Annotated in this window: 21 protein-coding genes; 19 read left to right on the top strand and 2 right to left on the bottom strand. The window is 48.5% G+C overall.

What is annotated here, in order from left to right; all coding sequences use genetic code 11:
- Positions 1–36: 36 nt before the first annotated feature.
- The 18 genes from HZB61_14285 to HZB61_14200 all read left to right on the top strand — a co-directional run bounded on the left by HZB61_14285 (position 37) and on the right by HZB61_14200 (position 14,358).
- Positions 37–822 (top strand): Ku protein, encoded by a 786-nt coding sequence (locus tag HZB61_14285; protein MBI5057777.1) that lies wholly within the window; start codon positions 37–39, stop codon positions 820–822.
- On the top strand, positions 819–1,721 hold the full coding sequence (locus tag HZB61_14280) for an ATP-dependent DNA ligase (GenBank protein ID MBI5057776.1): 903 nt from the start codon (positions 819–821) through the stop codon (positions 1,719–1,721). Before HZB61_14285 ends, HZB61_14280 begins: the two co-directional genes overlap by 4 nt.
- 40 nt (positions 1,722–1,761) lie before the next feature.
- Positions 1,762–2,031 (top strand): DUF2277 domain-containing protein, encoded by a 270-nt coding sequence (locus HZB61_14275; protein MBI5057775.1) that lies wholly within the window; start codon positions 1,762–1,764, stop codon positions 2,029–2,031.
- A 130-nt stretch (positions 2,032–2,161) separates the two neighbouring features.
- Positions 2,162–2,758: a TetR/AcrR family transcriptional regulator gene (locus HZB61_14270; GenBank protein MBI5057774.1), complete on the top strand. Its 597-nt coding sequence runs from the start codon at positions 2,162–2,164 to the stop codon at positions 2,756–2,758.
- A gap of 14 nt (positions 2,759–2,772) precedes the next feature.
- A complete protein-coding gene (locus tag HZB61_14265) occupies positions 2,773–3,468 on the top strand; it encodes an ABC transporter ATP-binding protein (protein ID MBI5057773.1) in 696 nt (231 codons plus the stop codon).
- 14 nt (positions 3,469–3,482) lie between these two features.
- Positions 3,483–5,855: an ABC transporter permease gene (locus tag HZB61_14260; GenBank protein MBI5057772.1), complete on the top strand. Its 2,373-nt coding sequence runs from the start codon at positions 3,483–3,485 to the stop codon at positions 5,853–5,855.
- 13 nt (positions 5,856–5,868) lie between these two features.
- A complete protein-coding gene (locus HZB61_14255) occupies positions 5,869–6,141 on the top strand; it encodes a hypothetical protein (protein MBI5057771.1) in 273 nt (90 codons plus the stop codon).
- A 7-nt stretch (positions 6,142–6,148) separates the two neighbouring features.
- Positions 6,149–6,574, top strand: a complete 426-nt coding sequence (locus HZB61_14250) for a hypothetical protein (protein ID MBI5057770.1) — start codon at positions 6,149–6,151, stop codon at positions 6,572–6,574.
- Between the two features lie 203 nt (positions 6,575–6,777).
- The gene (locus tag HZB61_14245; protein MBI5057769.1) at positions 6,778–7,074 is read left to right on the top strand and encodes a hypothetical protein; all 297 of its coding nucleotides are present in this window, start codon (positions 6,778–6,780) and stop codon (positions 7,072–7,074) included.
- Positions 7,075–7,186: 112 nt separating this feature from the next.
- Entirely contained in the window at positions 7,187–7,693 is a 507-nt protein-coding gene (locus tag HZB61_14240) for a hypothetical protein (protein ID MBI5057768.1), read from the top strand.
- Positions 7,694–7,798: 105 nt separating this feature from the next.
- Entirely contained in the window at positions 7,799–8,074 is a 276-nt protein-coding gene (locus HZB61_14235) for a hypothetical protein (GenBank protein ID MBI5057767.1), read from the top strand.
- A 10-nt stretch (positions 8,075–8,084) separates the two neighbouring features.
- Positions 8,085–8,543 (top strand): tRNA (N6-threonylcarbamoyladenosine(37)-N6)-methyltransferase TrmO, encoded by a 459-nt coding sequence (gene tsaA / locus HZB61_14230; protein MBI5057766.1) that lies wholly within the window; start codon positions 8,085–8,087, stop codon positions 8,541–8,543.
- 68 nt (positions 8,544–8,611) lie between these two features.
- A complete protein-coding gene (locus HZB61_14225) occupies positions 8,612–10,069 on the top strand; it encodes an NAD(P)/FAD-dependent oxidoreductase (GenBank protein ID MBI5057765.1) in 1,458 nt (485 codons plus the stop codon).
- A gap of 28 nt (positions 10,070–10,097) precedes the next feature.
- Entirely contained in the window at positions 10,098–10,838 is a 741-nt protein-coding gene (locus HZB61_14220; GenBank protein MBI5057764.1) for a hypothetical protein, read from the top strand.
- A 10-nt stretch (positions 10,839–10,848) separates the two neighbouring features.
- Complete coding sequence (locus tag HZB61_14215) at positions 10,849–11,856, top strand: alpha/beta hydrolase (protein ID MBI5057763.1); 1,008 nt, start codon at positions 10,849–10,851, stop codon at positions 11,854–11,856.
- 73 nt (positions 11,857–11,929) lie between these two features.
- Entirely contained in the window at positions 11,930–12,265 is a 336-nt protein-coding gene (locus HZB61_14210) for a helix-turn-helix transcriptional regulator (GenBank protein ID MBI5057762.1), read from the top strand.
- A 66-nt stretch (positions 12,266–12,331) separates the two neighbouring features.
- Complete coding sequence (locus HZB61_14205; GenBank protein MBI5057761.1) at positions 12,332–12,487, top strand: hypothetical protein; 156 nt, start codon at positions 12,332–12,334, stop codon at positions 12,485–12,487.
- A gap of 281 nt (positions 12,488–12,768) precedes the next feature.
- Complete coding sequence (locus HZB61_14200; GenBank protein ID MBI5057760.1) at positions 12,769–14,358, top strand: hypothetical protein; 1,590 nt, start codon at positions 12,769–12,771, stop codon at positions 14,356–14,358.
- Between the two features lie 128 nt (positions 14,359–14,486).
- On the opposite strand, the gene HZB61_14195 is transcribed toward HZB61_14200, so the two are convergent.
- Positions 14,487–15,005, bottom strand: coding sequence for a peptidylprolyl isomerase (locus HZB61_14195; GenBank protein MBI5057759.1), 519 nt, complete (start codon positions 15,003–15,005; stop codon positions 14,487–14,489).
- Positions 15,006–15,258: 253 nt separating this feature from the next.
- Between HZB61_14195 and HZB61_14190 the strand changes: the two genes are divergently transcribed.
- Positions 15,259–15,609 (top strand): glycine zipper family protein, encoded by a 351-nt coding sequence (locus tag HZB61_14190; GenBank protein MBI5057758.1) that lies wholly within the window; start codon positions 15,259–15,261, stop codon positions 15,607–15,609.
- On the opposite strand, the gene HZB61_14185 is transcribed toward HZB61_14190, so the two are convergent.
- Positions 15,610–16,179: an aminodeoxychorismate/anthranilate synthase component II gene (locus tag HZB61_14185; protein MBI5057757.1), complete on the bottom strand. Its 570-nt coding sequence runs from the start codon at positions 16,177–16,179 to the stop codon at positions 15,610–15,612. It lies immediately after the preceding gene.
- Between the last annotated feature and the right edge of the window lie 35 nt (positions 16,180–16,214).

Below are 16,214 nucleotides of genomic sequence, written 5' to 3'. Positions count from 1 at the left end.
TTCCCACTTCCAACTTCTTACTTACTGAGGAGTTATATGCCATTACAGGAAATATGGAACGGGACAATAAGTTTCAGCCTGGTTGCGATACCGGTAAAGCTGGTCAGGGCTGTCGAGACCGGGCGTGTCTCCTTTCGAATGCTTCACAGTAAAGATTATTCTCCCCTCGCAAGAAAAATGTATTGTCCGAAAGAAGAAACCATCGTCCCGTCAGATGAGATCGTCAGGGGATATGAGATCGCACCCGACAATTACATCGTGATAACGGACAAAGAGCTGGAATCCGTATCTCCGGAGAGAAGCCGCACGATCGAGATACTGGAGTTCATCGATATTAAAGACGTATCCCCGGTCTATTATGATCACCCGTATTATCTTGTTCCTTCCAAAGGCGGCGAAAAGGCCTACCGCCTGCTGGTTGAGGTGATAAGTCGAACGAACAAGGCGGGACTCGCGAAATTTGTGCTGCGGGATCGGGAGTATCTCGTTGCGGTCAAGAGCACGGATGGCGCACTGTCGCTGATCACGCTTCACTACAGCGGGGAAATACTTTCCGATGAGGACCTCCTGCCGAAAGATGAAAAAGTCGAATCCGAAGAGAAAACCCGCATGAAAAAAATCATCAGGGAAATGACCGCCGACTTTCATCCCGACAAATACGCTGACGAACGCCGGAAAAAGATCACGAAGCTCCTTGAGAAGAAGGCGAAAGAAAAAGGTACGGTAGAGGCCCCTGAGATTGAGGAAGAAGTGGAAGAAGGTGTGGTCGATCTGGTCGCGGTGCTGGAGGAGAGCATGCGCAAAGTGAAAGAGCACCGGTGAGCAAAAAAATCGTTGAGGCTGCCGGAAGAAGACTTTCCCTGTCGAACCTGAAAAAGGACCTCTATCCCTCCTATGGTTTCACAAAGGCCCATGTCCTTGAATACTACCGCCGGATCGCGGACTTCATACTGCCGCATTTGAAAGACCGGGCATTGACCTTAAAGCGTTATCCCGATGGAACGGAAAAGGATTTCTTTTTCGAGAAGCGATGTCCTTCCCATCGTCCAGCCTGGGTGAAAACCGCGGAGGTGCATCATAAAGAAGAGAAGATGACAGTCTGTCTCGTCAATGATCTGGAGACGCTCATATGGGTGGAGAACCTTGCGTCTCTTGAACTGCACGTGCCTCTGGCCAGGGCCGGTTCACCTGAGACCCCGGATTCCATTGTCTTCGATCTTGATCCCGGGGACCAGGCAAACATTCTGGATTGCTCGAAGGTGGCCCTGATACTTCGGGACTTACTCTTTCAAATGAGTCTTTCAGGCTATGTGAAAACATCGGGGAAAAAAGGACTTCATGTATATGTCCCTTTGAACCGCAGAGAAGCGACCTTTGATGACACCAAGAAATTTTCAAAGGCCGTGGCTGAAGTCCTGCAGCGGAACTATCCTGATCTGGTGACCTCAAAAATGGCGAAGGAACAACGGACAAAAAAAGTCTTCATCAACTGGTCTCAGAACGACTCCTCAAAGACAATGATTTGCGTCTACTCCCTGCGCGCAAGGGAAAAACCGACAGTCTCGTTCCCCCTTGAATGGGAGGAGCTGGAAATTTTGGCTGAGCAGGGCGATCCCGAAAAACTGCTGGTCCTGCATTCGGAAGCCGTGAGCCGGGCCGAGAAAAACGGCGACCTTTTCCGGGAACTGCTTACGAAGAAACAGAAGATAGTCCATCTGTAGGGGCTGGTTTGAAACCCGCCCCTGCTTTGAGGTAACGCTTATGTGCAGAAACATCAAGACCCTATTTAACTTCGAACCGCATGTGACGGGCGAAGAGATACGCGCGGCCGCGCTGCAATTCGTGAGAAAAGTAAGCGGCTTCCACAAGCCGTCGAAGGCCAACGAAGCTGCATTCCTTGCGGCTGTTGAAGAGATTGCGGCAGCTTCAAGAAAACTTCTGGACTCGCTTGAGACGAACGCGCCGCCAAGGGACCGCGCAGTAGAGGCCGCCAAAGCGCGGACACGCGCCGCACGGAAGTTTCCCAGGTAAACAGCGCGCCATCCATCTCCTCACAAAAAAGACTTGACAAGAACACGTTAGACTTTTATCATAAGTGAGTGATAACTTATAAATCATGGAGGAAACAATGGGAAGACGAAAGGTCGTTCGAGATGAACAGTTGCTGCAGCATGCGCGGGAAGAGTTTCTTAAAAACGGCGCATTCGGGTCAACCAAGGAGATAGCCCGCCGGGCCGGGGTCTCCGAGGCAACCATTTATCAGCGTTATCCGACAAAGGCCGCGCTCTTTCTGGCTGCAATGGTCCCGCAGCAGGTCGACATCGAGGCCATAATCCATTCATTTACAGAAAAAACCGACCCGCGCCCGGTCCTGACCGAGATCGGCAAAAGGATCCTGGCCTATTTTCGTACGCTCATCCCCGTCATCATGCATCTGATAACCAATCCTTCGATCAGCATGTCTGATGTGACGGCCCACTTTAAAAGTATGCCTGAGCAGGAACTGGCAGAGGCGCTTGCCGCACACATGAAAGAGGCGAATGCACGGGGAACGATTAAAGCCGATAATCCTACGGCCGCCGCCAGCCTCTTCGTTTCGGCGATCCACAGCCTGGCGGTATTTGAGCTGATGGAGATCCACGGCGGCAAGAACATGGACCATGCTGTGAAGGGATTTGTTGAGGCGCTATGGAGCGGCATTGCGCCAGATAGCAAGCGTAAAACCGCACCAGCGAAAAAAATAACGCGTAAGCGATAAGGAGGAGCACTAACATGTCAAACTTTATTCAGCTCGATCAGGTTTCGAGGTGGTTCGAATCGGCGTCTGTTCGTTTTGACGCGTTGAAGAACATTGATCTCCATATCGAACAGGGGGAGCATGTGGCGATCACAGGGAAGTCCGGGAGCGGCAAATCCACCCTGCTCAATATGCTGACGGGCATTGACCATCCCAGCCGCGGAACGGTCAAGATCAATTCCACTGATGTGCACACGTTGGACGAAAGCCGCCTGGCAAAGTGGAGGGGAGAGAATGTCGGCATTGTCTTTCAGTTCTTTCAGCTAATTCCGACTCTCAGCATCCGGGAGAACCTGCTGTTGGCAATGGACTTCGTCGGCAATATTAAAGAAAGTGAGCGCAACGACCGGGCAGAGGCGCTGCTTGCCCAGGTCGGCATTTCACAGCACGCAGACAAGTTTCCTGCCGCGTTGTCCGGCGGCGAGCAACAGCGAGCAGCCATTGCACGCGCACTGGCCAACGACCCGCCTATCCTGGTTGCGGATGAGCCTACAGGGAATTTAGACAGTAAGACCACCGGGGCCATTCAAAGATTGTTTGTCGATCTTGTTGAAAACGGTAAAACAGTCATTGTAGTGACCCACGAAAAAGTTTCAGACATTGAATATGACCGGGTCATTACGCTGAAGGACGGCATGATCGTTGATGACATGAGCGGCGACAGATCATAGAGGAGGACATTACTATGAACATGAGATTTAGAAAAGTTATCGGCGATCTTCGGATCAATCCGGGCCGCACAATTCTTGTCATTCTCGCCCTGGTGGTCGGCCTCTGGGGCATCGGGTCCATTCTGGTGTCGTATACCATCCTTAGTCGCGATCTGAATGAAAATTTTGTCAGGACTGACCCGCTTCATGCTGTCATAGCATCCAAAGATTTTAATCGGCTGGATCTATCAGCCTTGCGAAATCGTCCTGAAATTGAGAAGGCTGAATTCAGGGATTTTGCCACGCTGAGGATCGAGACGCGTCGGGATGAATGGATACCATTATGGTTATTCGGCGTGGAAGATTTTAACGATTTCAACCTGGCGCGAATTTTTGACCAAAAGAACAATGGCGGGCCTATTGCGCCAGAAGACGGGGCCATGCTGATCGAACGCGACGGACTCCGCTTTTCTGATCTGAAGGCCGGTTCTCCTGCGCGCGTTCGTGCGGGAGGAAGGGTCGTTGATGTTCCGGTTGCCGGGATCAGTTTTGATCCAGCGCAGTCGCCGGGCACGCAGGACCACCTGATCTATGCTTATGTGAATAAAAGAACTTACTCGGAAATTACCGGTGAGGCAGCCAACCAGCGGTTGATCATTCGTTTTAAAAATGTAAAGACGAAAGAGGAAGTCCAGACTGCCGCAGACGGTCTCGTTAATTATTTCAAATCCTTGGATATTGCAGTTGATACCGTTAATATACCTAAATTTATGGAGCATCCCCACCAGTGGCAGTTAAACACACTGCTGTTTTTAGAGGGGAGTATCGGGTTCCTTGCGTTTTTTTTGGGGGCCGTTCTGGTCTCTCAATTAATAGCTGCTATTCTGGCAAGGCAAATACGGCAAATTGGAATTCTCAAGGCCATTGGCGCGTCGCGGTCAAAGGTCATTCAAATCTATTTGACGATGGTATTGGTCCTTGGAGTTATATCCGGGGTGATCGCAATACCGCTTGCGGTCAAGTCAGGCTACGCATACGCTTTCTTTGTGGCGAAGGTCCTTAATTTCGAAGTCCTTACCACATCCCTGCCGCATTATATGTATTTTTATCTTATAGTCGCGAGTCTGTTGCCGCCGGTCTTACTCTCCCTCCCGGCGATTTTAAAGGGCACAAGGACCTCTGTCCGTGAAGCGTTAAGCGATTACGGCATTCAACTGGACACGGCCGCGAAGAAGTCCGGGGTCATTAATAAATTGCCGCTTCCGAAAAATCTTGTACTTGCCTTCGAGAATACCATGCGCCGCAAAAAACGCCTTGCGGTCACGGTAGCTGCCATGGCACTCGGTGTGGCGATATTCAGCACAGGGTTCAATGTGCAGCAATCCCTCAAGTACCTCCTGTCGGACGTGAACAACAGTATGAAACATGATGTCCAGGTGGTGCTGATCAACCAGATGCCTAAAGAAGAGGCGCTGAAATATTTCAGAGGCATTGACAATATCAGCCGGATCGAAACGTGGAACGGCGGCCGCGGCGCAATGCAAAATATGATCGTCTCAACGGATGCGGGAGTAGGGATTGTCGCACTTCCCTACAACACCGATCTACTTGCCTTCAGGTCCATCAAGGGGCGCTGGTTAAGCGGTCCGGTCGATCCGGAGATCGTTATGAATCAGGAGGCAGCAGCGATGTACGATAATCCGGCAATCGGCGGTTATCATACGCTGTGTGTCAGAGGAAAACAATTAAAGGCAAAGCTGGTCGGGATCGTTGAAGAACTTGAGAGACCGAAGATCTATATGGCCCAGGAGCAGTATGATGCTTTTGCCAATCCGGACCACTATATCAACAGCTTGATGTTTGTCGCCAAGGACAAAAGCTATGACAAGGTAATAGCCCTGAAAAAAGATATAGAGAAGGCGATCGGGCCGTCCAGCCTGCAAGTGCTCTATGTCATGATGCAGGCGGAACGGGTAAAAATTATTTACGACCACCTGAAAATAATCCTCGTGACAATCGTTTTCTTTGCCTTGCTGGTGCTGGTTGTCAGTGCTATAGGAATGGCATCCGCCACGAGTATCAATATCATGGAGAGGACCCGTGAGATCGGTGTGCTTAGGGCAATAGGGGCCACTCCCAGGATCATCTATAACTTGTTTGTAGCAGAAGGGATGATAGTAAGCGTTATCAGTATCTTTCTCGGATTGCTATTATCGTGGCCGCTCAGTATCGTTGCCTCAAGATTTTTCGGCAACCTGATGCTGGAGGTCGAGCTTCGTTCTTCGTTCAGCAAGACTGGATTTGTTATAACCCTGATTGCAACGTTAGTTTTTGGGTGGCTGGCCAGCCGCATCCCGGCACGCAACGCAGTTAAAGTATCGACACGGGAAGCGCTGGCGTATGAGTAGGCGGGAGGCGAACATGAAATCCTTAAAGATAACCGTCGGCGAGAACTCAGTGCTGAAGATCGACGGTGACAGCAGGAGAACGTTAATATCATGCGAAAAAGGCACGGTCAGTGTCACACAGCAAAATGATGGTGAAGATCATATATTATGCAGTGATCAGAGCTTCCTGATCAGTAAAAAAGGGCGAGTCATTACCTGGGCCCTTTCGGAGGCATCGATAGCAATATCTTCCCCTGATGCTAACAAACAAGGTTTGATAGAAAGGCTGAGACGATTTTTTTTATAGGAAACATATGAATAAACTTCTTAAGACATCATACTGGATCGGGATCATTGCTGATGCTGTTGCGACGATACTGCTGTTTTCACCTAAAGCCGCTAAGCTTGTTCTTCAGCCCCAGCCATTTGAGATGTCACAGATATATTTATATGTTTCGCGGATTGCAGGGGCTTTGATGTTGGGCTGGACAGTGTTATTGTTCTGGGCGCAACTACGACCCATAGAGCGTGCCGACATCCTTTTTATTACCCTGTTCCCTGTTGTAACTGTTCTATCCGGTGCAGCTTTTTTTGTTGTGAGATCGGGCCGGATTACAATATCAAACATGCTGCCGATATTTATCCTGTATCTGGTGCTGTATTGCACATTTATTCCATCGTATGTGTGGGCAAAGAAATACCTTATTAATGTAATTAACAAGAAAGGAAATAAGACATGAGTAATTTCAGAGCAAAAAAAATCAAAAGCAGTTTTATTCAGCAGTTTCAAGCTCCACCCGACAAGGTATTCCCTCTCCTTTGTCCGGTCCGTGAATATGAGTGGATAGAACCTTGGCAGTGCGAGATTCTCCACTCCGACTCAGGAATTGCTGAAAAGAACTGTGTCTTCAGAACGCGGCTACCAGGAGAGACATCGGACGATGTGTGGGTAGTATGCAGATACGAGCCAAATACAAGGATCGAATTTGTCCGCGTGAATGTGCTCAGGACAATGAGCATTTCCATTGCACTCACAGACAATGGAGATGGCACAACCCGCGCTGTAAATGAGCTGCTGCTCGTTGGCCTGACTGAACAGGGAAACCAGGCACTCAACGAACTATCAAAGAACTTTTCTTTCGAGTTTAGTATGGGAGAAGTCATGCTCAACCACTACTTGACAACGGGAAACATGTTGCCTTTGCAAGAGTCAGTGGCAATAGCGTCGAAACAGAAATGAATAATACGTCGAACATGTGCTCGAGAGGGACACAGCACAAAGCCGCTGTCTCCCTTGGCTTGGCCGTTTGCATGCATTTAGGATTGTACAGAAGTGAGGAGGAATAGTAGCTATGACAAAAATTGTTGACTCGTATCATTTCATCAGTGGTGTAAGCAAAAGACTTATCAGATCGTGGACCAAACTCGAATATCCGCGTGAGATTCCCTGGACATCTCTATCCAAACCGGTGTCTGATTGTACTGTTGCACTGATTAGCACTGGAGGGATTGCTCTTAAGACAGATCGTCCATTTGATCAGGAAGGAGAGCGCCAAAATCCGTGGTGGGGCGATCCGTCATATCGTATGATTCCCAATGGGACAAAGACCAAAGATATCCGAGTGTATCATATGCACATTGATCCGCGTCCGGCTGAGCAGGACATGAACTGCCTCCTGCCAATAGAACGGCTGCAAGAGCTGGTTGAGATGCGGAAGGTCGGCCGTGCGGCACCATCACACTATTCGATTATGGGATACATTCTCGATCCACGGGAGCTGTTAGAGAAAAGCATCCCCGCGATAATCGGACATCTCAGGGCAGATGCAGTAGATGTTGTGGTGCTGGTCCCTGCCTGACCTGTCTGTTGCTGGTCCGTCGGACTGGCACAACGGGAGATAGAGCGTGCAGGAATTACGACCATTGCATTATCAAACATTCCAGACCTGACATCGGCGGTGCGCGTGCCGCGCCTTGCCGGGATAGAACATCCGTTTGGACAAACAATGGGGAAGCCCGGGGACAAAGATGTGCAGAGGGCTGTGCTTCTGGGCGCTCTTGATGCACTGGAAGAGATGAAGATGCCAGGCTGCGTTAAGCACCTGCAGTTCGAGTGGACGGGAACAGCGAAAGAGACGAAAACAGATCCGCCAGATCCACCTCCAATAGCTAATTATTTGAAATGGCATCCATGGGAACTGCCGAGACTGTTTTCGCGTGATGTTCCGAAAAAATCGTGAGGAGATATTAATGAACAATATAATACTCAAGATAATCGGATACGTAGAATCATCTGTCAAGGAACAGAAGGATGAGCAATGGGGCAAGGTTGATGCCCGGGTTGTTCTTCAACAAGAGTACCGCAAGGGCTTGCAGGGAATCGAACAGTTTTCACACGCACTCATTGTTACTTTCTTGCATGAGGCTCTTTTTGATCCATCCAAACATCTCGTGCGCAGGCCGCGGGGACTTGATACCATGCCTGAGGTTGGCATTTTTGCACAGAGGGCGAAGGATCGTCCAAATCCGATAGGCATTACAGCGGTATCAATTGTCAGGGTCGAATATGGAGCGCTGATAGTCCGGGGACTGGACGCAATCGATGGAACCCCGGTCGTTGATGTGAAACCCTACTATCCAGCATATGATCGTATGATAAATGCTACAGTACCGGAATGGGTCGACAGACTTATGAAAGGATACTTTTAAGATCATGAATGATCGAATATTCATTCAACTGTTGAATTGCAACGAAAGTAATCGGAGAGGAAAATGCTGTGAGCAAAATTAAGACGGTGGCAATTATCGGCGGAGGTGTGTCTGGATTGGCAGCTGGCGGACTGCTTTCTCAAAAAGGTATGAGAGTGAAGCTCTTCGAAGCCAATGATAAGCTCGGAGGCTGCTGCGCCAACACTTACATGAACGAGTACACGTTTCACGATGGCGCCCTGTATCTGGCCTTTCCCGGTATCCTGGAGCATGTATTTGAGAGATTAGGCCTTGACCGCTCTTCGCTCCTGCCGTTAAGAAAAATAATTGCTAACCAGACAACAACTTTACCTGACGGCACTGTTGTGACTTTCGGCAACGGGCTTGACGTGACGGTCAGAAGGAAAGGCGGGGCGAAAGAGGGGCAGCTCCAGAAAGAACTTGACAGCATGCTGAAAAAGTGGGAGCCGGTCCGTCGTCTCTTTGCGGACGATATTCTCCGCCACCCGTTCTCATTGTCACGGTTTATTGTAAAGGGGTGGCGTCATCTGCCAAAATTCCGCGGGTCAGTTGCCTCAGAGATATGTAATCTCTTCAGCGACGAAGCAGTTCGTTCTGCAATGTCAGGCGTAATGCTCTTTTCAGGCATGCCGCCTCAGAAAACACCGGTCCTATCCATTTTGGGGCTTGTTGCCATGCTTACGGAGGGATTTTACCTGCCTGAGGGAGGCATGGGGAAAATACCCGAAGCGCTGAGCCGGTCTTTAATGAATAATGGCGGTGAAATATTCCTCAATTCGAAGGCTGACAAAATCATCATCAGGAATGGCCGGGTTCATGGGTTGCAAGTTGAGGGGCAAGGTCTGGTTGAGGCTGATGCCGTAATATCAACGGCAAGCGGTATGGCGACTTTCAGTTCACTACTGAATGACGAGGACATACCAAATGGTATGCGGCGAAAGGTGCGGAGTGCTCCGTTGTCACATAAAACACTGGTTATCCAGTTGGGCCTGTCAAACCTTGTAGACGCGCGCAGCCATTGCAACAGCATACTTCCGATGATGGATGACCAATTCAAAGTGTTTATGCCGGATGAGGATGAAATGAAATGGCCTGTTTACACAGTGCCTACGGTTACCATGCCGGAGCTGGCGCCTCGCGGTGGAAGCATCATCGAGGTGTTTCCCCCCATACAACAGAATATTCCGGCGGATGATTGGAACACTCAAAAAAAGGAAGGAATGGTCACATCAGCGGTCAGGGCGCTTTCCCGCATTCACGATCTTGATATCGCGGTGAAACGGGTGACAGGTCCAAAGGATTTTCAGGACAGAATGCACCTTTACAAAGGGGCGGTCTACGGATTGTCACCGACTGCTGATCCCCGGGCATATTTCCCGCACGGTTCTTCGATCAGCGGATTATTTCAGGCAGGACAGACCACATATCCGGGTTATGGCGTAAGTTCCGCAGCAATGTCCGGTATCTTGGCGGCAGAAACAGTAATGAGAACAGAGAAGATGTGAGCAGGTCGCATCTATAAAGGAAAAAATCATGAAAAAAATGTCAGACGCAAATTCCAGTGATTTTGAAATTCTGCTTAATTCGGTGAAAAGTATTCAGGGAATTGATACGGCCGAAGAGTTGGCTCAGGAGTTCATTGATATTATCTTTGAATATTTTCAGGGCTCCCTCGTGCTGCTGAGGCTCTTCTCAACTGTCCCCTACGCCACATTGCCGACACAGGACAGGCAGCTTGTCGACAAAAAAGCAGCGGCCTCCGGAACCGCACATCTTTATAATGACGGAACGCCGATTTTAACTTTATTGGGGACTAGGGGACAAAAGTCCGAATGGAATGAGCGCTCAGCGTCTCAGGGGTTCCGGTGTATCCCATTGGTATCGAGCGGATATGTTTCGTCTTTGTCAATGTTGTCCATGCAGTTCAGGAAAATGAATATTGCCCCTGGATCATTTGATACATGGGATACGACGATCGTCGCCAGGGGCCGTGCGGATGAGTATTCCGGGATGCTTTATGTTAATAATGCCGCTATCGATAAGGACGAACAGGGCAGGATGATCGTGCCTCGTCAGGAATTCGTCGCTGAAAACAATGTCAGGACCGTACTCGGATTCGGAAGCGGCTATTCCAGTCACCCTGCTATCGTAACCTTATTCGCATTCACAAATGAGATCCTGAGCGAACCGAAGATGAAGCCGTTTGCAACCCTGCTGGAAACATATATATCGATCAATAAGGAACATATGGAGCATGGACGCATTTTCTCCTGATCATGCAAAAATGAAAAGAACTATCATAACAACGGTCAGGATTTGTTTTTACTTGAGCGCTGCAGGTGCAGCTATATTCCTTACTCTATACTTGCTGACCATTGGGAACTATTCCGTTCCAATGACGGTTTCAGACGATCCGTCTCTCTCCCAAGTAGAGATAAATGGCAGAATGCTTCATGCAGAGGCCTTCGGCAGTCCGTCAAACCCCGTAGTGGTCATCGTGCATGGCGGCCCGGGCTGGGACTACCGTGGGCTATTGCCGCTAAAACAGCTTTCAGACCAATATCAGGTGGTCTTTTATGATCAATTGGGGACCGGCCTTTCATCAAGAGCTGATCCAGTGGATCTTACACTGGAATCCGCGCTGCATGACCTGGATTCGATAATTGATCACTTTGGCAAGGGCGATCAAGTAGACCTGATAGGACATTCATGGGGCGCAATGCTCGTTTCAGGTTATCTCGGCAGGCATCCTGAAAAAGTGAGGCATGCTGTGCTTGCCGAACCAGGATTTCTGACAACTGAGATGATGAAGATTTCCGGAGTAAGGTTCGGTCCGAGATGGGACGCAGAATTCCTGCTCAGGGCAGCAAAGGCATGGTTCCAGTCTCTCCACATCAAGGGGCCTGATAATGATGCGGCATCAGATTATTTCATTGGCCAGGTAGCGCCATATGCGAACCCGGAGTACTATTGTAAGGGGAAAGTGCCTGATGCTGCGGCCTTGCACTGGCGCGCAGGAGCACAGGCAGCACAGGCAATACTGCGTTCCGCGATGGATAATGATGGAAAGATCCATATAGACCTGATCAAAAGGGTTGAGCGTTTCAAGTCCCCTGTTCTTTTTCTAACGAGCGAATGCAATCAGCTAACCGGCAGGCAACACCAGGAAAAGCAGGTGAAATTTTTCCCCGTTGTCCGCACTGTTGTCGTAAAAGGCAGCGGACATTCCATGTTTGGAGAAAAACCCGCTGAAAGCATAGAGATAGTAAGGGAATACTTAAAAGCCAATTAACAGGAAGCGCCGCGCATGGAAGTCACTAAAAAAAACACTTGACAGAGATGTAAGATTAGATTATTCTATCATCATGAAACTATCGAACTATACAAAGATCTTCAAGGCCCTTTCTAATGAGCAGCGGCTGAGGATCTTTATCATGATCTACAAGAACTGCTGCTCGCCTGAAGGCACTAAGGTTGGACCGGAATTTCGCTTAAAGGGGGCATCCTGCTGCGGGGCAGGGAGCGTGGAGAAGGCCTTTACAAAGATCTGTGAATGCATGAAACTTTCACGCTCCACAATATCACATCATTTCAAAGAACTGCAGAATGCCGGGCTAATCATTTGTGAGCGTGAAGGACAGAACTTCCGCTGCAGAGTGAACGAGGAGGTGGTCAATGCCATAAAAGATTTTCTTAAGTAGATATTTTTTTATCATTATTGTTCTATTGTTGTAAAACAATATAATAAGGAAAGGAGGTGAGGAAAAATGGAAAAGGAATGCTGTCAGATCAAGACGACTGAGATCGATAATGGCTACCGCATTGAGATCACCGGTGCGAACATTAAGGATGGCAACTGTATGCAGATGATCAAGTCTTTTTGCGATAAGCACAAAAAGACCGACGACAAAGGCTGCTGCTGATCCGGTATGAACAAAGAGAGAAACAGGTGCTGATACCATCTGTTTCTCTCTTTTCTCTAAATCTCCCCACGGAGAATTCTTTTTATTTCCACGATAGTTTCTTTCACTACATAAAATACAAGACAGCTTTTAAATGGGCGTGAATTTCAAGATAAAGGGCCAACGAGCTTGAAATCTTTGGTATTATTGAAGTTAAAGAGAAGAAAGCGATCAGCAGTCAGCGGTCAGCACAGGCGGTCTTCCTTCTTTTGCTGAAAGCTGATAGCTGACAGCTAATAGCTATGGGATTACGAGAATACAAATCAAAACGTAAATTTGAAAAAACACCTGAGCCGCAACCTGAGGTGCGCCCTGAAGCGGACCAACTCATTTTTGTCGTTCACAAACACGCGGCGCGGGCGCTCCATTATGACCTGAGGCTTGAGCTGGACGGGGTGCTAAAGAGCTGGGCTGTGCCGAAGGGACCTTCACTGGACCCTTCGCTGAAAAGGCTCGCCATGATGGTTGAAGACCACCCGTTTGATTACAAGGATTTTGAAGGCGTCATCCCTGAGGGCAATTACGGCGCGGGAAGCGTCATTATCTGGGACAGGGGCGCGTATCATCATCCTTCCACAAAAGACAAAAAGGAAAGTGAGAAGCTTCTCCGGGAGGGACTAAAAAAGGGGGATTTAAAATTTGTCCTCAACGGGGAAAAGCTTCAGGGTGAATTCGCACTCGTGAGGATGCGGAAAGATGAGAAGTCATGGCTGCTTCTGAAGAAGAAAGATCGATACGCAAATGAACTGTCCATTTTAAAAGAGAACCGTTCCGTGGTATCCGGCAAGACACTGGAGGAGGTCGCCGAAGCCGGGCCGGGAAGATCTTACAAACAAAAAAAGTTAAAGCAGATACGTCTTCAGGAAGCCCTGGAAGATGAAGGTCTGAAGGATGCGCCGGTCAGCCCGATGCCTCACAACATAAAACCCATGCTCGCGACCCTGGTAAAAAAACCGTTCGACCATCCTGACTGGATCTTTGAGATGAAATGGGACGGCTACCGTGTCATTGCCGAGATCAGGGACGGTAACGTTTCGCTTTATTCCCGCAACCGGATATCGCTAACTCAAAAGTTTTCTCCCATTGCCGAATCTCTGCGGAACCTCGGATCTGATGCTGTTCTGGACGGAGAGATTGTTGTAGTGGATGATCAGGGGCATCCGAATTTCCAGATGCTGCAGGATTACCGGAAATCCAAAAGCGGTCATCTGCTCTACTACGTCTTTGATCTCCTGCACTTCAAGGGACATGATCTGACAAACCTGCCCCTGCTCAGGAGAAAAGAACTACTGGAAAAAATCCTCCCGTCTTTACCAAAAATAAAATTCAGCGATCACGTATTGAAAGAAGGCGTCCTGTTTTTCAATGTCGTCAAGGAAAAGGGTCTCGAAGGGATCATGGCCAAACATTCTCAAAGCGTGTACGAAACGGGCAGAAGAAGCAGGCAGTGGCTGAAGGTGAAGACACGGCTCACGCAGGAGGCTGTGATTGCGGGATTCACGGAACCGAGAGGAGGCAGAAAATATTTCGGGACGCTTGTCCTGGGCGTATACGAAGGGGAGGAATTGAAATACATCGGCCATTCGGGCGGCGGGTTCGGGGAGAAAGACCTAAAGGTAATGTACGATAAATTGAAGCCGCTGGTCCAAAAAGAATGCCCCTTTAATATTGAGCCGGAGACCAATACAGCAGACACATGGGTAAAGCCTGAGCTGGTCTGCGAGGTCACTTTCACAGGCTGGACTGAAGACGGCATCATGAGACAGCCCGTTTTTCTGCGGCTGCGCGAGGATAAAACCGCACGCGAAGTGGTGCGGGAGAATTATTCATGATATGTCTGTTTGAATGGTTACTGAAATGGAAGACTGCGCAAGAATTGTAGGGGCGGGTTTAAAACCCGCCCCTACAGAATAATGAATCAAAGATTATCCCTTTTTTATTTTTTATGGGGTAGAAATGCTTAATCGATACTGAGAATCTTCACGTCGAAGAACAGGGTCTTTCCGGCTAAAGGATGGTTGTGGTCCAGTAAAACTGTCTTCTCTTTTATTTCTTTTACTGTCGCTGAAATAGCCTGCCCGTCAGCGTTCCTTCCCTGTAATTGCATCCCGACCTTTACGTCTTTGGGGATCAGGTCCTTGTTGACCTCAACAACGGCCTTATCATTGATCTCGCCGTATCCGTCTTTCGGATTTACCGTGACTTTCTTGCTCTCACCTACCTTCATCCCTTCCAGCTCCTTTTCTAATCCGGGAATGATCTGATGAGACCCCTGAATATAGGTCAACGGCTCAGCACCCACATTCGTGTCAATTAAGGAATCATCTTTCAGTTTGAGCGTATACTCGATCCCAATTGTCTTTCCTTCTGCAACTGTCATTTTCTTGTCTCCTTTCACTGTTTCCGCGCTGTGTAACGGTGGGGCAATTAAGCCGGTAAGGATCAAGCCCAAAAAGATCCACCACTTGATTTTATTCATAATGTCCTCCTTGAGAAATTATCTGGAAGGGCCCGCTTAAAGGTGAGTCATTGTACGGCGTCTATTCCAAACTTCTTTCTATAAATATTTATTTTTTTAAATAGAATATCACAGAAGGTGGGAATATTCCATTGCGTGACCGGACCGCGGGAAATAATTTCAAAGGGATTCTGGACAAATTAATGTAATCTTTACTAAAATAAGAAAGCATCAATCCGGAATTTTTTATATAAATAAAAGGAGAAGAAAATTTATGTTTAAGAAGATCTTAATTATTACGGTCCTTTCAATAATGGTTTTTCAGGGCGCTGCATTTGCTGCTGGTGAAGGAGAAACAGTTTTCAGGGATTCACTCTACGGGGCCGCAATAGGGGCGTTATTAGGAGTCGCTGTTTACGCGATTGACGCGGACCATTTTGGAACAAAGGTCGGCGCAGGGGTCCTCATCGGGACTTTCGGAGGTTTATTTTACGGTCTTAAAGAGACGAGCAGCCTTGCGGAAATAGAGAACGGAAAAATTAAACTGGCTGTACCTACACCTGTAATACAGAAAACTAATAGCGGCACGCTGTATTCCGCATCGCTGCTGAATGCAAAGTTTTAACTAATATTTCAGTTTTATAAAATTTCTTAAAAGGTCTTTTCCCGCCCTTGTGAGTATTGACTCAGGATGGAACTGCACTCCTTCGAGGACAAATTCTTTGTGCCTTATTCCCATGATCTCGTCCTGGTCCGTCCATGCGGTTATTATGAAATCATCAGAGAGGGTGTCTTTCTTTATAATCAGCGAATGATAGCGTGTTGCCTCAAACGGGTTGGGCAGGTCTTTGAATATTGTCTTACCGTCGTGATGGATCATCGAGGTCTTCCCGTGCATCAGCCTCGGCGCGTTCACTATTTCGGCCCCGTAGGCAGCGCCTATTGACTGGTGACCGAGGCAAACGCCGAGTATCGGGATCTTTCCCGTAAAATGCTGTATCGTCTTTATAGAGATGCCAGCCTCCTTCGGCGTGCAGGGACCGGGGGAGATAACAATTCTTGCAGGATCCAACTTCTCTATCTCTGAGATCGTGATCTTGTCGTTTCTGAATACCTTTATATCCTCACCCAGCTCCCCGAGATACTGGACGAGGTTATAGGTAAAGGAATCATAATTGTCGATCATTAATAACATAACTCTTAGCTCCTAAGGCGGGTTTCAAACCCGCC

This window comes from Nitrospirota bacterium (genome assembly GCA_016214845.1).
GTDB lineage: Bacteria > Nitrospirota > Thermodesulfovibrionia > UBA6902 > UBA6902 > SURF-23.
Note: the sequence above shows the minus strand (reverse complement) of the source record. Positions and strands in the feature narration are given on the sequence as shown.